General features: G+C 43.1%; 11 protein-coding genes. 2 read left to right on the top strand and 9 right to left on the bottom strand.

Annotation, left to right across the window (positions count from 1 at the left end):
* Positions 1–318: 318 nt before the first annotated feature.
* The 4 genes from KHS38_RS00160 to KHS38_RS00145 are packed head-to-tail and all read right to left on the bottom strand — an operon-like array spanning position 319 to position 5,315.
* Entirely contained in the window at positions 319–1,332 is a 1,014-nt protein-coding gene (locus KHS38_RS00160; protein WP_213485796.1) for an FAD:protein FMN transferase, read from the bottom strand.
* Between the two features lie 4 nt (positions 1,333–1,336).
* Positions 1,337–2,728: a 3-keto-disaccharide hydrolase gene (locus KHS38_RS00155; protein ID WP_213485793.1), complete on the bottom strand. Its 1,392-nt coding sequence runs from the start codon at positions 2,726–2,728 to the stop codon at positions 1,337–1,339.
* Positions 2,725–3,942 (bottom strand): Gfo/Idh/MocA family protein, encoded by a 1,218-nt coding sequence (locus tag KHS38_RS00150; RefSeq protein ID WP_213485791.1) that lies wholly within the window; start codon positions 3,940–3,942, stop codon positions 2,725–2,727. The genes KHS38_RS00155 and KHS38_RS00150 overlap by 4 nt, the downstream gene beginning before the upstream one ends.
* Positions 3,943–3,956: 14 nt before the next feature.
* A complete protein-coding gene (locus tag KHS38_RS00145) occupies positions 3,957–5,315 on the bottom strand; it encodes a Gfo/Idh/MocA family protein (RefSeq protein ID WP_213485789.1) in 1,359 nt (452 codons plus the stop codon).
* A gap of 426 nt (positions 5,316–5,741) precedes the next feature.
* Between KHS38_RS00145 and KHS38_RS00140 the strand changes: the two genes are divergently transcribed.
* Positions 5,742–6,419 carry a 3-keto-disaccharide hydrolase gene (locus tag KHS38_RS00140; RefSeq protein ID WP_213485787.1) on the top strand — a complete coding sequence of 226 codons (678 nt, stop codon included), beginning with the start codon at positions 5,742–5,744 and terminating at the stop codon, positions 6,417–6,419.
* 102 nt (positions 6,420–6,521) lie between these two features.
* Here the strand turns inward: KHS38_RS00140 and KHS38_RS00135 are convergent, their stop codons facing one another.
* From KHS38_RS00135 to KHS38_RS00115, 5 genes are all read right to left on the bottom strand, one after another.
* Positions 6,522–9,023 carry a glutaminase family protein gene (locus tag KHS38_RS00135; RefSeq protein ID WP_213485785.1) on the bottom strand — a complete coding sequence of 834 codons (2,502 nt, stop codon included), beginning with the start codon at positions 9,021–9,023 and terminating at the stop codon, positions 6,522–6,524.
* A 66-nt stretch (positions 9,024–9,089) separates the two neighbouring features.
* A complete protein-coding gene (locus tag KHS38_RS00130) occupies positions 9,090–10,946 on the bottom strand; it encodes a glycoside hydrolase family 2 protein (protein WP_213485783.1) in 1,857 nt (618 codons plus the stop codon).
* Positions 10,947–11,009: 63 nt separating this feature from the next.
* Positions 11,010–11,720, bottom strand: coding sequence for a DUF3823 domain-containing protein (locus KHS38_RS00125; protein ID WP_213485780.1), 711 nt, complete (start codon positions 11,718–11,720; stop codon positions 11,010–11,012).
* A gap of 11 nt (positions 11,721–11,731) precedes the next feature.
* On the bottom strand, positions 11,732–13,474 hold the full coding sequence (locus KHS38_RS00120) for a RagB/SusD family nutrient uptake outer membrane protein (protein WP_502887905.1): 1,743 nt from the start codon (positions 13,472–13,474) through the stop codon (positions 11,732–11,734).
* Between the two features lie 171 nt (positions 13,475–13,645).
* The gene (locus KHS38_RS00115; protein WP_249665228.1) at positions 13,646–16,855 is read right to left on the bottom strand and encodes a SusC/RagA family TonB-linked outer membrane protein; all 3,210 of its coding nucleotides are present in this window, start codon (positions 16,853–16,855) and stop codon (positions 13,646–13,648) included.
* A 179-nt stretch (positions 16,856–17,034) separates the two neighbouring features.
* Here KHS38_RS00115 and KHS38_RS00110 point away from each other — a divergent pair, with 179 nt between their 5' ends.
* Positions 17,035–21,036: a two-component regulator propeller domain-containing protein gene (locus KHS38_RS00110; protein ID WP_213485773.1), complete on the top strand. Its 4,002-nt coding sequence runs from the start codon at positions 17,035–17,037 to the stop codon at positions 21,034–21,036.
* Positions 21,037–21,063 lie beyond the last annotated feature (27 nt).

Genomic DNA, 21,063 nt, shown 5'->3' with positions numbered 1-21,063 from the left:
ACTGGTGTTGGCTTTTGTTATTTTAAGTGGTTTATTTTGCACAAAAAAGCTTGTATTGCTGATTGATCTGGTCGCTCGAAATTGTGCCGGAAACGATAGATAATCTATGTTTGAAGGTCACTGATTTACCTGCGGGTAAGGTATAGTTAAGCTATTTCTTACCCATACTCATTGCTTTTTGCCCAAACACCTGGCCTGCGCTTAACAAATAAAGGATTAAGCCCCATGCGCAATGCCATTTTTTAGCATTAATTCTTAAACGTGTTTTCATACGGATGCAGATTTTGATAGATGTTTATAGTTTTGCCATTCCTGATCTTAAGTTTTCGGTTGCTCAAGCAACCGGTAAAATCCCGTTGTGGCGGTATCGGCAACGGTACCGTCCGGCTTTCTATAGATGAAAAAGGCTTCGATTTCATGACTTGCCTCTGCAAAAGCTTTCGCTTTGGTTAGTCCCATCAGCATCAAAGCATTGTCATAGGCATCGGCCGTAATGGCGTTTTGCGCATATACGGTTACACTTATCAAATCATTATCAGCAGTATAGCCAGTTTTTGGATTAATGAGATGGGATATAGTTTTGCCACCCGACTGGTAGAATTTGCGATAACTGCCTGACGTGGTAACCGCACCCCGGCTAAGGTGCATAATCCGCTGAAATGATCCATCAGTAAACTCGGATTGCTGGGGTGCTTCAATACCGATACGCATGGATTTTCCAGTTAGCGGATTATTACCTTTTACACGCAGTTCGCCACCTATTTCCACAAGATAGTTACTAACTTTTCTTCCATCTAAATAGCTACTCAGCACATCAACGGAATAACCTTGCGCTATTCCGTTTACATCAATACGCACACATGGCTTTTTCTTGATAAGCCGGCTGTCTGATAAGGCAATAAGCGACGTTCCTACACAAGGCAAAATAGCTTTTATGGTTGCCGAGTCGGGTTGGCTGTTTAATTTCTTTATCCCAACCCCCCAGGCGTTTACCAGCGGTAGTACAGTAATATCAAAAGCGCCACTTGTTTTTTGATAAACCTCTATGGATTTAGAAACAACTGATCTTAAGAGTGTATCTATAACAATACCACCTTCCGACTGGTTGAACCGGCTGATTAACGAATAAGGTTGGTAGATAGAAAGAGAACTATCTATATGCGTCAAAACACGATCAATCTCATCCTGTTTGATCATGCTATCTGCTGCATAGTAAGTAATATGATAGGTAGTACCCTGCGCAAAACCACTGATGTGGTAAGCCCGTAAAGGTGGCGCAGGCCTAAGCCCTAGAAACAGCAGACAGCCAACAATTAGGATGAGGCATCTCATGTATCTATTTCAATTCTTTTAACTTGATGCTCCGGAAGCTGACCTGGTTCCCATGATCCTGTAAGAGAATGTGACCTTTGGGCGCTTCGCCAAAATTTTTCCAGTCTTTGTATTTGCTGATAGCAACTAAATCCCTAAACGCTTTAGAACCACGGGTATACTCCACCACTTTTACACCGTTCAGGTAATGCTCTACGCGGTTGTCGGGATAAACTACTACCCGCCCCCGGTTCCACTCACCAATTGGGCGTATAAAGCGCTCGGGTTTATTGGCTTTTATCAGATCATACAGTGAAGCCAGTGTGCGGTTGCCATCGCGGCCCAGCTTGGCATCGGGGTGCAGCTTATCATCAAGTACCTGGTATTCCAAGCCAATGGCCGAACCCGTGTTATTTTCGGTTAGCGTTACAAAATATTTAACGCCGCTATTAGCGCCGGGCGTTAATTTGAACTCAAAAGACAGGTCAAACGCGCCATATTCCTGCTTAGTTACAATATCGCCACCATTGGCCGATTCTTTACCCTCCGAAGATAGTACCGTTAACTGCCCTTGCTCTACCTTCCAACCACTTTCGGGGAAAGCAGGTTTGTAAGCACCTTTCCAACCGTTCGTAGTTTTACCATCAAACAGCAAATTCCAACCGGTGCTTTCTTCATAAGGACTTAAATAATTCGGAACCGTGTTTACTACAAAAATACCAGCCGGGAAAGGCATTGGCTTAAGTCCGCTGGTTTTGATATGGATATTTTTAAAGTACACCTTTTTACCGGCTTGCTCCTGTTTACTAATACCATGCACTTGTAAAGCAATAAAACCCTTCTGGTCAACGGTATCTACCACATAGGCCACCGGGATATTATTGATCCAGGTTTTCGTTTCATTGCCTATACATTCTATCCGCAGGTGGTTGTACTCACCTACTTTGAATGCACCTTGCGCCTTCGGATTTAGCGCTCCGGTATAAAGCCAGTCGCGTCGCCCCTCATCATAAATAGCCCCGCTCCAATTACGGTCAGATGGGTCAATCTCCAATTGCCGGCCGTAAACCAAGCCTTTGCCGTTATGCCCGTCAGGATTGTAATGGCTGCGGGTTTGCACACCGGAGTTACTTACGGTACTTTCTATCTTGGCATCCAGCTCCAGTACAAAATCGCCGTACTCCTTTTCGGTTGCCAGGAAGGTGTTACCCGAGTTCATAACGGTTGTGCCTACTATAACACCATTCTCAACCTGATAGGTAGCATCGCCGGCAAGCTTTTTCCAGCCGGTAAGTGTTTTGCCATCAAATAAATCCGTCCAGCCCTGTTGCTTTTGCTGGGCGTGGCTGCGGCCTGCAAATGCGCCAATTAAGGCTAATCCGGTAATTAAAGTGCGCAACGGTGTTTTAGTAATCATGATTGTCTTTGAAAATTATAGGTTGATTTCCAGGTTTCGGGCGTATTGGTATATAAAGCATTGTTAGCCAAATGAACACATATAGCTGTTGTGGCACCGGTATACACATTAGATACCGGCTGCTTTTTTTGTGCTATGCACTGATAAAAGTCGGTTAAGGCGTACCAGCTTCCATCACGGGTTTTTTCTTTCAGGATGGGAATGCCGCCATCTTTGTTCCAGGTAATTTTTGTAGCGCCTGTAACGCCGTCTACCGTTTCCAGTTCCTTGCGGGCATCTCTTTCGGGATAGTAAATACCTTCGTCCATCAGCAGCGAAACCATGCCCTTAGTGCCTTTTATCCGAAAGATGTAACCATCGTGCGCATTGCCGCAGGTAGCGCCAAAGTTGCCTATCATGCCGTCTTTCGCATACCTGAACAGCACCTGTACGTTATCAAAAGTTTCGCGGCCATCTTTGTAATAGTCAATGCCACCGGCGGCCAATATCTGGTCGGGATGCGTATTAAACGCCCAGTTTATGAAATCAATCTGGTGCGAAAGCAATTCGGCCACCAAGCCTCCAGAATATTCTTTATACATCCGCCAGTTAATCTTTTTCTCAAGCGAGGGCTCCGGCACGGCACGCCGCCAGTTCCAGTTACGATCCCACCGGCAATCTATTTGCACCACCTTGCCCAGGTACCCTTTTTCAATCATTTCCTTTACCTTGAAATACAAGGGCGTATAGCGATACTGGTGCCCCACCTGCAGTATTTGACCTTGATGCTTGGCCGCCAGTGCAACTAAGTTTTGCGCCTGCGGTATGTTGTAGGTCATGGTTTTTTCCAGGTAAATATGCTTGCCCGCCGCCAGGGCATCGGCAGCAATTTGATAGTGCATATTCAATGGCACTGCTATAATAACGACATCAATACTTTTGTTATCCAGCAGCTGCCGGTAATCTTTGTAAGCGGTTGGTTTCTCGTCAGGTATCATTTTACGTGCCTCATTAATCCTGAAATCCAAAACGTCACAAATACCTGTTATTCTGAACTGATCTTTAGCCTCGTTCATAACGGCCATCAGCCCCTTGCCGCGGTCGCCGCAGCCAATCACACCTACATTCAGTATACCCAAAGCCTTAGGCACAGCAAATGCATTGCTTAACTCGCTATGCAACAATAAGCCCCCGGCAAGTACCCCTGTTTGTTTTATAAAAGTTCTTCTACTCACTACTTATAATTAACTTAATATTTAAACGGCCTACCACCAGCCATTACTTCCTGCGTTTGTTCGTTGAAGGTTGCCTTAGCACCTGTGCGAACGGCCGCGTTGGTCATAATGGTAGCGATAGAATGGCTGTAGCCTGCTTCTACCGGCGCATTGGGTTGCTTACGGCTACGAATGCACTCCATCCAATTGCGCATATGATTGGATGTAAGCTGGTCGGCCCCGGTGTTGGCAGATGCAACAGCCTTTACGGATGGATCGGCCAAGGTTTCTTCACTCAGCAATACCGGTTTCATACCCATGTCGGCCGCAGGCTTTTCTTGCAAACCGCCAGCTGGACTAACCTTATTGGTAATTAAGTTGAGCTCGCCGCCTACAGAATAATATATCTCGGCCGGCTTTTCATCGCCATTGTGCATACGCGAACTGAAAACCACCTGAAAGCCGCCTTCCTTATTATCCAACGGGCCATACTCAAACACCGCTGTTGTGGTATCCCAATTACGGCGGCCATCATTCCACTGATAAATACCGCCATTGGCCACTACGCTACGCGGATGCTTAAGCCCGCTAAACCAGTGCACGGTATCAATCTGATGACTCATCCATTGCCCCGGCATCCCGGAAGAGTATGGCCAGAAAAGGCGGTACTCCAGATACTTTCGCGGGTCCCAGGCCTCATAAGGCCGGTTCATTAAAAATCTCTTCCAGTCGGTGTCTGATTCTTTGATCTGGCCTACCAATGCGGGCCGCCGCCACCTGCCGGGCTGGTTTACATTCCAAGTTAAATCAACCATCGTAATGTTACCAAACTTACCCGATTGGATATACTTTGCTGCAGCGTGATAGTTAGATCCGCTACGGCGCTGCGAACCGATCTGCACGATTTTATTGGCTGCTTTAATAGCTTTAAGTGCAGCCCGGTTATCTTCCATAGTTTCGGCAAATGGCTTTTCAACATAAGCATCGCAACCAGCCTTTACGGCTTCAATGGCATGTTGTGCATGCTGAAAATCGGCTGTACTTATGATTACGGCATCCAAATCTTTCAGCTTGTACAGCTCATCATTATTATGGCAAACCTGAACATCATGACCCAATTTATCTTTCAGAAAAGCCTGCCCTTCATCGCGGCGGCGGTTCCAGATATCAGATACAGCAACGATGTCATAATTCAACTCTTTATAATGGCCTTGAAAAGCCGGGAACAGGGCTTGCCTGAAACGGTCGGAAAAGCCTACAACGCCTACCCGAACGCGGTCGTTTGCACCTATAATATTTGCATAACTTTTGGCACTCATACCGATAGTGCCCACGTAGGTTCCAGCGGCTGCCACAGCAGTCTGGCGGATAAAATCCCGTCTGGTTGGTTTCATAGATTTGGCGATGTAGTTTGGTTTTAATTGGCGGTTTAAAATAGGAATTTTATAATTAAAAGAGAGATAACTATAAATAAAACGCGAAGCGTTTACTTGGCGTGCATACGTTTACTATTACATACTAAATTATAGATGTGCTTTGGCAACGCGGTTATCTGCTCATATAGAAGCGAAGGAATCCCTGCTCCCCTTTAACCAGAAATTTAATTATACAGAAATAATAAATTTACTATCTTACCTCCGCGTTAGCGCCCAACCAATTTATAAAACCTAAAATAATCTATATGGTGACCCGTGCTTTATGCCTGTAAAATACCTATGGATAATCAATATGCTGTTGGAAGAATTATTAACCATCTATTTATAAATATTAATTATCAACCTTAGCGGCATTCACCGCATAAATTTACATTCTATACTAAAATGAAAAAGTTTATCTTAAGTACTCTTGCTATCGGAGCAATGCTACAGTACACGTCGTTTGCGCAAAGCAAAAAAAGCGGGCAGCAACTTTTTGACGGTAAAACCACCAACGGCTGGCATGCCTATCTTAAACAAGATGCCGGCGCATGGAAAGTTGTTGACGGCGCTTTGCAACTTGATCCTAAATTGCCCGGTCAGGCTGATTTGGTTACTGATGCAGAATATGAAAACTTTGACCTATCGTTAGACTGGAAGATTGCCGAAGGCGGCAACAGCGGTATTATTTTCGGTGTGCATGAAGACCCGGCTTTGGGTGCTACTTACCTGTCGGGAATTGAAATGCAGGTATTGGATAACGAAAAAGCCGAAGACAATAAAAAAGCCAATCACCTGGCGGGCTCACTATACGATTTAAAGGCTGCCCCTGCCGATGCTGCAAAACCTGCCGGCCAATGGAATACCGCCAGAATTCGCAAACAGAACGGCCACCTTACTTTTTGGCTGAACAACAAAGAGGTGATCAATGTACAGATGGACAGCCCCGAATGGACTGAACTGCTGAATAACAGCAAGTTTAAAGACTGGAAGAACTTTGCAAAATATCAGAAAGGCCACATCGCCCTACAATCACACGGTGCCGTTGTATCTTACAAAAACATTAAATTGAAACAGCTGTAGAATCAGCTACCATACAAAACCAAAAATGGCCGAACAGTTAAGTTCGGCCATTTTTGGTTTGTTGATATAGCCTTAGGCTATATCAACAAGTTAAGATGCTTGTTATTTCTGTTCCATCTTATTTCGTAACACTTTCATGAAATACCCCCCTACCACACTACGTGCCTGGAAACCGATCATTCTGCCGTCAACAGTTTCGTGCCAATCGGTAAGTGGTACGCGCGAAGGTGTTTTTATAGCAAACTGATACACCGGATTTACCAACGCATTAAAATCGCTGGCGTTATCGGCCATGGCCGCTGTCCACAAAATCCAGTCAGACTTGGTGTAGGTTTTGCGGCTGTCCAACGGTAACCCAAATTCGTTTTGCCTGGTTAGGTAATATTTCAACTCAGTATCATATACTTTTTGCGGAAACAGGTTTAGCTTCAATACCTTATCCCAAACCATATTGTATTTCTGGCTCCAGGTTTCGTTGTTTTTGAATACCAGCGCGTAGTGATCGCCTGCATTGGCTATCTGCTCCCACTTTTGTGCCATTTCTTTAGCCATGGCGGTGTATTTAGCGGCTGTTGCATTGTCGCCCAATTGTGCTGCCATTTGCGCATATGCGCCGATAGCCACTATAGCTTTAACCGAAAGGTTTGCATTGTGTGCCAGGTGACCGGCAAAGTCATCGGTACATAACTGGTTTTCCGGATCAAAACCGGCCTGTGCTAAAAAGTTAGTCCAGGTAGTTAAGGTGTTCCAGTGCTTTTTTGCGTAAGCCGGATTTTTTTCGGCTTTTACTATGGCTGCAGTCAGGATAATCATATTACCACATTCTTCAACCGGCATATCTTCACCATAGGTTTGTCCATTAGCAATGGGATAGGTACCTAAATCGTGCGCAGCGAAAGGCTTGGTCCATTTACCGCTTTCACTGTAATAGAAAATACCGTTCAGCATTCCCTTCAATAATTCGGGATTATACAACAGATAAAGTGGTGCAGATGGATAGGTTACGTCTACGGTATTAATTGAACCGTTACTGAAGTTTTCTTTAGATAAGAACAGCAGTTCGCCCTCCGGGCTTTTTACTAACTGATGCGCAGCTACACTCTGGCGATAAGCCAATACACCCAATTGTGCATATGATTCGCCACCGGCTGCTTTTGCATCCTGGTAAATTTTGCTATCTGTTGCACGGCATTGCGCCAGCACGCTGTTATAATCTTTAACAGACTGGCTCAGCACGCCATCCATTGTTGCACCCTGTGAGTTACGCCACCAAGGCTTTAAGTTGTTGGTGAAATACTGAACAGAATATAAATCATCGTAACCAACGGCGATGAATTTGCTTACCGGTGCTTTGCCCACAGCCCCTACAGGGATTACCGTATTCAGCATTAATTGTTTCCCGGTTCTGTTGGTACCAGAACTCAGCTGACTTTTGTAAAAAGATTGCTCAGCATCTGAAGATGAGGAGATATACTGCTTAGCGCCGGCTGCGGCCACGTATACGTAACCCCAGTCAATCCGCAGGTTATCGCCTCTCTTTTGCAGCAGTGGCTGCTCGGTTGTACCTGCTTTTAAAATATTAAAGCCGTTTTTAGTATAGGCATTAGCCTGTACTTCCTGATACGGACGGTTAACGGCCAAATTTGATGATACGCCTTGCAGAATGCTCACCTGATGTTGCCTACCGTCGTTACTTGACGCCTGATAGGTAATATAAGATACAGGATTGGCCAATAAGGCCAGGTTATTTAATACCAATGGCGATGTAAATACGACCTTCATATCTACTGCACCGCACTTGAAATTATAAGTGGTTTGGGTAGCCGATACATTCACGCCGGTTTGCGAGGCCAGCTTTACGTCAATTGGCGACTTGCTGATTACCTGGTATTCTAATCCGGCATCCAGCCAACTGCCGCCACCGGTATTTTTGCAATGAATTGCCAAAACGTTGTTCCCGGTTTTCAGAAACGATTTTGCTTCTGCTGTTAACGGGAAAGGCTCGTAATCGCCGTTTGCACCTTGAATAGTAGAAATTAAGTGACCGTTCAAGTACACCTCTGCGCCATCATCATGAAAAACACGTAGCATCATTTGCCCCTCGGGCAGCTTATCTAAAGTAAATTTGCGGCGCATCCACAAATCTGAGCCGGTCCAGGCTGTACCCGCCTTGGCACGGTCATCACCAAATGGTGCTGCACCTGATTTCCAATCGGCATCATTAAAGTCTGCATTTTGCCAACCGCTTGCGGGTTGCGCATCAATCAGGTATTGGCAGCTGTATGGTTGCTCTTCGGCAATGGACAATACAGGCTTATACTGTATTTCGGCCTGACCCATGAAACGGTAAAATTGGTTGTCAACTTTTACAACCCCCAATAAAGATTGCTCCTGCCCTGTCCAATGGTGCGTTACCGATTTGTTTAATGTATCGGTGTTTGACCAAACGCTAAAGTAAGGGTTGTGCGTAATAAGCGGATAAGCAGGCGCCTTGCTAACTTGTGCCTGTGCACTTGTTGCCAGTGCCAGCGACAGGCTAAGTAATTTGACATACCTGTTTTTGAAAGTAGTGCAGATACGATGGACGGTTGATGTTTTCGTCATTATTTATAAGTAATATGTTAAACGGTAACTATTTTGTAATGAGATAAGATTTATATTTAAGTGATGTTATTTAGAAGCCGGTGTTACTAAGGCAGCGTCATATAGTTTCATATGCTCTTTGTGCAGTAGATCGACTGGCATTTTAGTAACCTTGCGGTCATAGGTCATAAATCCGTTTACTTCCCCTTCCACATCGGTGGTTTGCGTATATACCGCAGCCGAAAGGCCTCGTTTAATGAGCTCTTGTAAGCGATCGGTAAAGGTGATATACTTTTTCAGTAGCGTTTCGGGTTTTTTGAAGTTCTGGTACCCCCAGTTACGCGTGCTTTGCCATATATGGTCTTCTACCGGCCAGCCCAAGCCGCCAAATTCACCCAAAACCAAAGCTACATATTTACCGAAAAGCTCAGGCCGTGGCATAGCCGGGTGCGGATAATTATGCAAATCAACCATATGGCCGGTCATGAAATAATTACCGCCACTGGCGCTGTTTACTAACCTTGATGGATCTTTTTTCATGGTCCACTCGGTTATTTCTTCGGTCTTGAATTGCCCCCAAGCTTCGTTAAACGGTGTCCATATCACAATGCATGGGTTGTTATATAAGGTATTAATAATAGCGTTCCACTCTTTACGATAGTATCCTTCTGACTCAGGCGTGCGGTCTTTATCGGTGGCCTGGTCATATACACCTGGGTTGTTGCCCCAGCCGTTACCTAAATCACCGCTTGGCATATCCTGCCATAAAAGCATACCTTGCTTATCGCAATAGGTATAATACCTGGCTGGCTCTACCTTAATATGTTTGCGGATCATGTTGAAACCCATTTTTTTGAGCTGATCAATATCATACACCATTGCCTCCTCTGTAGGCGGCGTGTACAAACCATCAGGCCACCATCCTTGATCGAGCGGGCCATACTGGAACAGAAACTGATTGTTGAGCATTAACCGTTGAATACCTTTTGCATCAGGAGCCATTGAAATTTTGCGCATGGCAAAATAGCTTTGTATTTGATCAACCGGTTTTTTATTACGCAGCAGGGTAATGCGCAAATCGTACAAAAACGGACTTGCCGGCGACCATAATTTCTGATCCGATAGTTTAATGGCCGCAGAGTCGCTTGCATCAATCTGCGTTTGTGCTACACGCCGCTGCCCGTCCATCACTTCTATACTAAGTTTATCGCCGGGTAAAATATTTTTTACGCTTGCCGCTACCTTAATGGTTTGCTCATCAATGTTGGGCGTTTGTTTGGTTGATACAATGTAGGTTTTAGGCACAGCTTCTAACCAAACAGTTTGCCATATGCCGGTAACCGGCGTGTACCAAATGCCATCCGGCTTTTTAACCTGCTTGCCCCGCGGCTGCGGGCCGTCATCGGTCGGGTCCCATACACGAATTTTAATTTCCTGCTTAGTGCCCTTAGCTAAATAAGGCGTAATATCTAAGGTAAACGGATCAAATCCGCCCTCATGCTTTCCGGCGCTTTTACCATTTACAAATACTTCAGTTTGCCAGTCAACCGCCCCAAAGTGCAGCAATACGCTTTTGGACCGCATGGATGATGGCACGGTTACGGTATTTTTATACCACAACAAACTATCTTTCCCAACCGGTCTGCCTACGCCCGACAAGGCTGATTCTACTGCATAAGGCACCAGTATCTTACCATCATATTTGGCCGGCTCGTTTTGTGATTTCGGCACGATTGCATAACTCCACAATCCATTCAGATTTTTCCAGTTATTGTTCCTGACCAACATCGGACGCGGATACTCGGGCAGTGGTGCCTGCGGATTAACTTTGCCGGCCCAAGGCGACATGATGCGATCACCAACGGGTTTCCATTGGCCTTGCTGGGCATTTACTGTACCAAAGCTTACAATTGATAAAAGAGAAATAAGCAGGCTTTTTTTCATTTATATAGAGTTAGAATTAAAAGCAATTTAAAACAAGGGCCGTCAGTTGGACGGCCCTTAGGATTATAGCTGAATTTTTTGTACCGGACTGAAAATCATATCCTCAATACCTTGAACTTTTAAACCTATACGCGCAAATGCATAATTTTGAGTGGGTGCAATGGCGGGTACTGTTGCACTCATAGATACACTGTTCAGATTTGATATGGCACTTCCTGCCAAATCAGTGGCAACAATACTGTAATCCGAACCTCCTGATACAAATTGCGTTTTGTTTACATATAATGTTACACGCTCAATATTGCGGGCGTTAGCGTCAGTTATTACTTTGTTTATACCGAATGTGGCAGTCACCACCCTGTTACTTACAGCCATTTGCGGATTGCTTATTAGATAGTAAGGCGTTACGTTCAAATCCAGCGTCTGGTCGCCGTTGATACTCACATTCATGGTATCTCTCCTATTGGTTGTTGCATTCTCACTCCAACGGAATGGCCCCTGGCCATTAGGGATAATTAGCTTATAATCGCCACTAAACAATAACATTGAGTAGGTACCATCCTGGGCAAAGGTAGCGGTGATAGCTCCGGTTTTACCAAAACCGGGCTGATAAAGTTCTAACGGAACCTGATTATATTCAAGGTTGATGGACTCTCCATTATAAACCAAACGTCCTTTCAATGTTATTTTAGGCGCATCATAAGTATCTTTTTTACAAGAGGTAGCCAGCCACATAATTGCCACCAGAACTAAATATTGATATTTAAATTTCATAATCTTTGATATTATTGATTGGGTTGCTTAACAATCTTAGGGTTGTTCGATAAGATGTTATTATCTATTTGTGAATAATAGTTACCAAGCTGAAATCTGTTTGCGCCTGTTACTAAATTCGGCTTTACTTCTTTGAACAGCCATTTGCCGTTATTAGGGTTTCCCGGATTGTAGTATTTATAAGGCCATAAACCCCACGGCTGCGTATTGCGCTTTTTGGCACTGCCTATATTGCTTTTTAAATCGGCAATGGTGGTTTGGTTGCCGTCCCATACAATATGGGCAAGGCGCCATCTTTTCATGTCAAACAAAGTATGTCCTTCAAAAACAAGTTCAACTCTTCTTTCATGAACAATACGATCGAAGTTTATTTCGGTTAACGGCGTTGTTAAACCGGCACGAGACCTAACCTGATTCATATAATTAAGTGCCACTCCGGGTTGGTTTAACTCAAATGCAGCCTCGGCAGCATTAAGCAACACTTCGGCATAACGGTAACGGATAAAGGCTACATCGCTACGGCGGCCGCGTCGGCCAGAACCGATTACCGGATCCAGATACTTGCGGATGTAAAACCCGGTTTGTGTTCTGAACTCCTTACCATTGGCCGGCCCATCCCGGCCAATAACCTGGATATTTTCAGTAGTGCCCGGTAAAGCTCTGAAGGCCGTAGCATCCGAACTGCTAAAAATGCTACCATCTGCTAATTGATAACCTGCCCAAATATCTACCGGCTGGCTTTTAAACAATCCGCTTGGTATAATTACAGTGCCTTCCAAACGTGCATCTCTGCCTGCAAAGATGTCTTTTTGATTAGTATAAAAAATTGGATTACCACTTGCATCAACCGTAGGAAGCGGCGCATAAGTATTATCCAGTTTTTCAAACGCTTCAACAATATTCAATGACGGATTTAACCTGCCAGCGTCGCCCCCTTCCTCAGATAAAGAATAAGGCTGATTGTTAACCGTATAAGAATGTGTTTTTGTGGTACCTGTTTTGAAATCTTCAACCCAGATCGACTCCTTGTTCTTACTGCTTTTATCGTAAAAAACAGCGGCAAAATTTTCGGACAAATCAGGTATTTCTTTATATAAGGAGTAACTACCCGCGCCGCCATTGATGACTTGTTGTGCAGCGGCAAGCGCTTTGGTGTAATAGCCGTTTGCCATGCCGGCAGGTATGCCTACTTCATTGCCAGGAAGCGAAACCTGCGGCGTGTTAGCTCCGTATTTAGCAATTGAGCCAGCATACAAAGCAGCCCTTGCTTCCATAGCCAGTGCAGCCCCTTTAGTTACCCGTGCCTTTTCATCAGGATTAGTAGGTAACATATCTTTTATCGCTTCGGCCTCACTAATCACAAAGTCGTAAATTTCAGACTCCTTCGATCTCGGAAATTGTAAACTAGTTACATCTCCGGTAAACTCAAGTGGTTGAGTAATAAGAGGCACCCCTCCCATTCTTTTAACCATCTCAAAATAATAATTGGCGCGAAGAAAGCGTGCTTCGGCAAGAAACCTTTTTTTATCATTTTCATTCAAACCGGTTGATGCATTAGCCCGTTGAATAAAAAGGTTCAGCTCGCGTATGTAGGTGTAATCCCAGGTACCCCAGTCGCCGTAACCCCATCCATTTCGCTGAACAATACCGGCGCTGCCATTTTCTGAAGGGAACGCCTCACTAAAATCTACAAATGATGCCCAGCCGTTATCCAGCCCTGAAAAATCGAGCTGACGATCGTATAAATTAGCCAATGCTGATAAAACTAGTACAGGGTCAGAAAACAATGTTTCCGTTGGAACTAGCTGTCTAGGACGTACATCCAAATATTCTTTATCCTTCTTGCATGCGCCCGTACTAAGCAAAGCTGCAAGAATAAATGCTTTATATGTTTTTTTCATGGAAAATTTGCTAAGAAGTATTTATTAAAAAGTTAGGTTGACACCAAAATTGAGCACCCGGCTTTGAGGGAACTGCAGCCCGTTATCATCAATAGTCTCAGGATCAAGACTATAATCTTTCATGTTGTCAAACGAAAACATATTATAACCATTCACATAGAATCTGGCACGTTTGATTCTTACCTTAGTTAAAAGTTTTGCAGGTAATGAATAACCTATTTCAATAGTCCGGGCTCTTAAATAAGTAATATTATGCAGCCAGTAGGTTGAATTCCGGTTATAGTTTGAATGACTTGTACCCGGATTATAGCGGTTTGCGGGATATTTTCCCGGAACCCATTCACTGTTTACATCAAACGGGTCTGCACGGTGCCATCTATCTTCAAATATGGTATTCAGGTTACCATCGTTTTGGAAAGCCCATCTTGTTTCCCAGTTTTGGAACCATGTGTAGCCTGATGCACCCGAGAAATCGGCTCTGAAATCTACATTTTTGTAAGTTCCGCCTATCGTGAATCCAAAATTTATATTAGGCTGCTGACCATAACCAAAGCCGATAGGACGATCGTCATAGCCATCAATTTTACCGTCTCCATTTTGATCTTTGTATATCAAATCACCTGGTATCAAGCTGCTATTTCCCTTACCATCAATATTTACAGGGTAATTATTGATTTGCTCTTGTGATGTAAACTGACCTATAACCTCTTGTCCCCAATCAATGTTTCTAAACCGATTCTCTTCCGAATTACGGTACTTATCCCACGAATTGAAGTAGGTAGGATTATATCTGTCAATGGTTCTGGCACGTGTATAACCAATGTTACCACCGACATTGAACCTTACTTTTCCAATAGTACCATTATAATTTAAAGATAGCTCTTCACCATATTGGGCATCACTTTCTAAATTCTCGTCTGGCAAACCATAACCGAGTTCAGACGGAACTAACCGGTCAACTCTTCCTTTAGGTAAACCTGTTCTCTTACGATAAAAATAATCAACCGTACCGGTCAGATTGTTGTTAAATAAAGCAAAGTCAGCTCCAATATCAAAAATTCTACTTTTCGTCCATGATAGTAGCGTAACAAGCGGTCCTTGATCACGTGAACCTACAATATTATTCCCGTTCAAAACAGCTGAACCTTGATTATAGTTATATCCAGGCAAAAATTTAAATGGATCTACTACAGTTACGTTAGCATCATAAGGTCTTCGATAATCACCCAAAACGCCATAGGATGCTCTCAATTTTAAATCGCTTAAGGTATTCTTGTCGCCTAAAAAATTTTTTACAAAGTTCTCCTCGGTAATACGCCAGCCTACAGACCCACCAGGAAAATACCCAGCACGTTGATCTGGCGCAAATAAATAAGATGCATCCCGACGCCCTGACAACTCTAAATAATATTTATTGGCATAATTGTAATTGAAGCGCGCTATGTAACCGGCACGTCTGTCTGTATTGTCAGTATCGTCGTAGGTATCAATATTAGCAAAATAAATAAGCGGCAAGTTGTTAGATACAGGTATTGCATGCAGCCAATTTCTTAAATTATGCAATTCCATCCTTTCGGCTACCAGTAAGCCGCCGATAGTGTGCTTTCCGAAAGAATTATTATAAACCAACTGCAATTGCGCAGTTGTATTGATATTTTTTACCTGCTCGCGCTCGCGCCACGGATTGTTACTGCCACCAGTTCTTAAGTAGGTGTTAGTATTTGGCTGATAGGTATAAGTATCGTATGTATACTCGTGGTTGTTTACTAAGTTATCAGCATAGTAATAAGAATATACACCTTTAGCCACTAAACCCTTGATTCCTGGAATTTGGTACTCGGCATTAAAGTTGGTTTGAACCACGCGCCAGTCGCTACGATATACGCCCGATGTCTTTTTATTCAGAAAAGCGTAATTTGACTCATTATTCGAAATAGTGTTTAAATATTCAGGATTATCATTAGCGTAAGGGCGCTCAGTCGGTTTATTTCTTAACACCGCAAAACGGGCTAAAAAGTAATCATCTCCGCCTGGTACACCGGGGTTTTCGCGACTTTCTATACGGCCGTTAATGTTCAAGCTTACTTTTAATCCGTTAGCTACTTTAGCACTTATGTTCGACTGAATATTGTTACGTTTAAACTCATACTCCTTACCCAGCTGCGAGTTTTGGTAAAAACTTGTAGCCGATACATAATAATTAAACTTATCACTTCCACCTGTAAAATTCACGTTGATGGTAGACAGTGGAGCATTGTTGTTACTATTAAGAACATACTCTCTCCAATCAAAGCTTTGATAACCACGCTCTGTACCAACCCGGTATTTATCAAGTTCTGCTTGTGTGATATTGGTACTACCAAAGCGGTTAATTTCCGCCTCGGCACGATAGCGCATATAATCATAAGAATTATTTACTACGTGCGGAAAGCGGGTCCAATTTTGCATGCCATAGTTCGCATCCACATTGATACGGGTTTCTCCCGATCCTTTTTTGGTAGTTACTACAACAACGCCATTAGCTCCCAAAACACCATATATAGCAGCACTTGCATCCTTAAGCACAGATATATTTTCGATATCATTTGATGCCAGGTTGTTGAATTGACCTTCATCTTGCTGTATACCATCAATTACATAAAGGGGGCGTCCCATGTTACGTATCTGTATACTGGCTCCTGATCCTGGTCTGCCTTCGGCCATTCGGAAAGTTACACCCGGTAATTTACCAGCCAAAGTAGTACTCACTGTAGCGCCAGCATGTACCCGCTCAATGTCTTTACTGGTTACTGATGATATAGATCCGGTTACTGATTCCTTTTTTTGCGAACCGAACCCCGTAACCACAACATCTTGTAAAGTGGAGTTGCTGGAACGTAACCGCACAGTGATATTGGTTTGCCCGTTCAGCGGCACGCTCTGTGCATCAAAACCAACGTAACTAAATGTAAGCACACTGTTGTTGCTGGGAACTGTAATGGTAAACTTACCGTTAATATCCGTTGTAGCGCCTCCAGAGCCCGACTTAACCTTTACAGCAACGCCAATAAGAACCTGCCCGGTAGTATCCACAACGGTACCGCTTACTTTAACCTGGGCTGCAGCCTGCTTGGTAAAAGCCAGGCAAGCTACCAGTAAGAAAAAAAACATTAATGTTTTAGACCACCTTATGGTGTTGGGCGGCCATTGCATACGGAAGTAAATCCCATGCCTGAGTTGTAAAGCTTTTCTCATAAATTAATAATTGATTGGTTTTTGTTTCTCAATTAAGGCCAATTGGTGGTGCCTTAATCAGGGGGTAAATTAAATTGATTTAGCAGGGTATCAGTTAATCAAATCGTATCAATAATTGGTTAAAAAGTATCATTTGTTATCTATCAGGTAAAAAAATATATTTGTGGAAGTAAACCAATTTGAAACCAACGTACTTCCTATACCTGCTCCTGTTTATTGTTCCGTGTTTTATCTGTAATGCGCAGCCTTTTTATTTTAAGCATTACCAGGTAGAAAACGGGCTGTCCAACAACACCGTTTATTGTAGCCTGCAAGACAAGCGTGGCTTTTTGTGGCTGGGTACCAAAGATGGGCTTAACCGCTTTGATGGCTATACTTTTAAAGTTTTCAGGCACGATCCTAAAGATCCGAAAAGCATATCCAATAATATGGTGCATACGCTCAGCCTGGATGCGAAAGGAAATCTATGGATTGGCACCGATAAGGGGATTGACAAATACGATTTTAGCAGTGAGGGTTTTACGCATTTGCGTATCAATAAGCAGGATGTAATCAGGAGCATTGCCCATGATAAGCTCAACAATACATGGTTTATTTTTGGTTCGTCGCTATTCAAATACAACGTATTTGATGGAAAGCTGACGGATTATGGTTCACTTCAGAGTTTTGAAGCCACCTCCCTCCTTTACCACAAAGGCGTATTCTGGCTGTCAACCACAGCGGGCACTTTGGAAAAATTCAATGAGTCTAAGAGATCGTTTGAGAGTTACAACCTGTTCAAAAACTCAAAGTGGGTAGCCTCTAATGCTATTGAGAAAATCTATCCAGCCGGAAATGATAAACTATTGGTGGGGACTACCAATCAAGGCGTGAAAGCATTTGATATCGCCACAGGCACTTACAAAGACCTGCTAACTTACAATGAAGACCATACCGAGATATTTGTTCGTGACTTTTTGAAGTATAATGATCACCAGATATGGATTGCAACCGAATCGGGCATATACATTTACAATACGGAAAACGGATCCACAATCCATCTCAAGAAAAATTATAACGATCCCTATTCGCTTTCCGACAATGCCGTTTATACGCTTTATAAAGATACAGAGAGCGGCGTGTGGGCGGGCACTTATTTTGGCGGTTTAAATTATTACTCGCAGCAATATTCCATATTCACCAAATACTATCCCGGTACCGATCATGAAAACTCGCTAAAAGGCAATGTTGTACGTGAAATATGTAAGGATACGTACGGCAACCTGTGGCTCGGTACAGAAGACAACGGCTTGAATAAGCTTAATCCAGACAAACGTACCTGGACGCACTTTTGCCCTAATGGTAGCAGCGGCTTGTCCAACACAAACATTCATGGCCTTTTACCTAATGGCAACGAACTTTTTGTTGGCACCTTTGAGCGTGGTCTGGATGTTCTGAATATCAGTTCGGGAAAAGTTGAGCGCATATACCTTGCCGGTAAGGAGCGTAATAAATTAAAAAGCAACTTCATCATCGGTTTTTGTAAAACCAAAGCCGGCGACATCTATACCGGTACAACGAAGGGTATGTATAAGTATCAGCAAACCACTAAAGATTTCACACCTATTAGTGCAATACCGGTAAATGCTTTTATCTACTCCATGCACGAGGGCCACAACCGCAATATTTGGCTTGGCACCGTAAATGATGGCTTATATAGCTATCATATTCCTACAAACCAAGGTGCTAAAATTAAATTTGGACCGGAGGCGCATGTGCTGGAAACCAGCACAATAAATGGTGTGTTTGAGGACAGTAACCAAAAGCTTTGGCTGGCTACTGATGGTATTGGTTTGTGGCAATATGATCCTGCCATTAAACATAGCAAAGTGTACAATTTAGATAACGGTTTTCCAAGCAATCATGTGTACCGCATATTGGAAGATGACAATAAAAACCTATGGATCAGCACCAGTCATGGCTTGGTATGCCTTAACCTTACCAACGGTAATCAACACATTTATACCAAATCCAACGGCTTACTTAGCGACCAGTTCAATTACAACTCAGCCTATAAAGATGCAGACGGTACACTATATTTTGGTTGTGTAAAGGGAATGATAAGCTTTAATCCCGCTGCATTTAAACAAAGAAATTTATATTATCCGGTTTATATTACAGGCTTTCAGGTACATAACCAGGAAATCTCTGTCAGGGGGCAAAATACGTTATTACAGCAATCTGTTTTACTTACCAAAGAGGTTAACCTGAACCATAACCAATCATCTTTCAGTATAGATTTTGCAGCATTAAACTTTTCGGCTCCCGAAATGATCCGCTATAAATACATGATGAAAGGGCTGGATAAAAACTGGATTGAATTAAAACGCAACCGGAAAGTATATTTCACGCAATTAGCTCCCGGACATTATACCTTTATAGTAAAAGCGATCAACAGCAAGGGCCAGTGGAATTTAGCCGGAACTACACTTGAAATTAATATTGCGCCCCCATTTTGGGCAAGCGTATATGCGTATTTTATTTATGCGGTGTTAGCGGTGGTATTTGTTTATTTTCTGTTGAAACGATACCATGCCAAAACCCGCCAGAAAAACGAACGGATTATTGAATCATTAAATCACGATAAAGAAAAACAGATCTATACCGCTAAAATTGAATTTTTTACCAATGTTGCCCATGAAATCAGAACGCCGCTGACTTTAATAAAAGGGCCAATGGAAAGTATTATGAAAAGCACCGGGCAAAGTCCGGCTATTCAAAACAGCCTGAAGGTCATGGAAACGAATACAAACCGGTTGTTGGAGCTTACCAACCAACTGCTCGATTTCAGAAAAGCGGAGCAGGACGGCTATCGCCTTAACTTTGTTAAAACCAACATTAACCAACTTTTAACAGACACATTCTCACAGTTCAGATCTTTAGCCGAGCATAAGGAATTGGCATACAAACTCAAGCAGCCCTTTGAAAGTGTTTATGCCTATGTTGATAAAGAAGCCTTTACCAAAATACTGTACAATTTAATTGGCAATGCAATTAAGTACAGCACTACCACGGTTGAAGTTGAACTATTAGCGCAACAGCCAGAAAAAGATACGTTCAATATTGAATTTAGAAATGACGGCGATGCGGTACCCTTTGAGATGCGGGATAAGATATTTGAGCCTTTCTTTAGAATGAAGGTTTCTGAAAGACATACTGGTACAGGCATTGGTTTGCCGCTTTCGCGCTCGTTAGCGGAACTGCATAAGGGTAAGCTGGAACTAAATGAATTAAAAAGGGACCGGAATACATTTACACTTTCAATCCCTATACATCAGGATCATGAATTTGATTTCTCATCGGGCATTTCAACATCCGATCAACCGGAAGCAGATAACGAAGGTATTGTACAAGACACCAATAATCCGGTAGTTCTTGTGGTAGATGATAATCCGGAAATACTCGAATTTATTTCGCAGGAACTGAAAACCCGTTATACAGTATTAAAGGCACGGAACGGCCAGGAAGCCATTTCCAAAATTGAATCAGCCACGGTCCAGCTAATCATCAGCGACGTAATGATGCCGGTTATGGATGGGTTTGAACTGTGCAAAAAAATAAAAACAGATTTAGCTTACAGCCACATTCCAATCATTCTACTTACCGCTAAAAATAGCCTCCAGAGCAGAATTGAAGGTTTGGATATTGGCGCTGACGCTTATTTAGACAAGCCATTTTCGCCGCAACATTTACACGTACAGATAGCTAACCTGCTCAGCAATCGTAGCAAGATAAAGGAACACTTTGCCAGCTCCCCGCTAACGCCTATCCGATCAATGGCAAATTCAAAGGCCGACGAAAAGTTTTTGGAAAAATTGGGCAGCATTATATGCAACAATATGCAAAACACCGAACTGGATGCAGAGTACATTGCTAACTTAATGAATATGAGCAAGCCTACTCTATATCGCAAAATAAAAGCTATTTCAGACCTTTCCCTGAATGAACTGATTAACATCACCAGGTTAAAGGCTGCAGCAAAATTACTCGAAGCAGGAGAACACAAAGTGTATGAAGTTGCCGCGCTGGTAGGTTACAGCTCACAATCGCACCTGGGCAGAAACTTTCTGAAACAATTTGGAACCACGCCTACGGAATATCAGCAAAGCAAAGGGGCAAAAAAAGTAGTTTCAAATTCATAACACTACGTATTCCTTTGTTGAATAATG

The organism is Mucilaginibacter sp. Bleaf8 (assembly GCF_018390515.1).
GTDB lineage: Bacteria > Bacteroidota > Bacteroidia > Sphingobacteriales > Sphingobacteriaceae > Mucilaginibacter.
The sequence above is the reverse complement of the archived record's forward strand: the minus strand, read 5'-3'. Positions and strand labels throughout refer to the sequence as shown.

Excerpts from the sequence above, each read along its gene's own strand:
- KHS38_RS00135 (WP_213485785.1), bottom strand. The coding sequence starts at position 9,023 with ATGACGAAAACATCAACCGTCCATCGTATCTGCACTACTTTCAAAAAC.
- KHS38_RS00145 (WP_213485789.1), bottom strand. The coding sequence starts at position 5,315 with ATGAAACCAACCAGACGGGATTTTATCCGCCAGACTGCTGTGGCAGCC.
- KHS38_RS00155 (WP_213485793.1), bottom strand. The coding sequence starts at position 2,728 with ATGATTACTAAAACACCGTTGCGCACTTTAATTACCGGATTAGCCTTA.
- KHS38_RS00115 (WP_249665228.1), bottom strand. The coding sequence starts at position 16,855 with ATGAGAAAAGCTTTACAACTCAGGCATGGGATTTACTTCCGTATGCAA.
- KHS38_RS00130 (WP_213485783.1), bottom strand. The coding sequence starts at position 10,946 with ATGAAAAAAAGCCTGCTTATTTCTCTTTTATCAATTGTAAGCTTTGGT.
- KHS38_RS00125 (WP_213485780.1), bottom strand. The coding sequence starts at position 11,720 with ATGAAATTTAAATATCAATATTTAGTTCTGGTGGCAATTATGTGGCTG.
- KHS38_RS00140 (WP_213485787.1), top strand. The coding sequence starts at position 5,742 with ATGAAAAAGTTTATCTTAAGTACTCTTGCTATCGGAGCAATGCTACAG.
- KHS38_RS00160 (WP_213485796.1), bottom strand. The coding sequence starts at position 1,332 with ATGAGATGCCTCATCCTAATTGTTGGCTGTCTGCTGTTTCTAGGGCTT.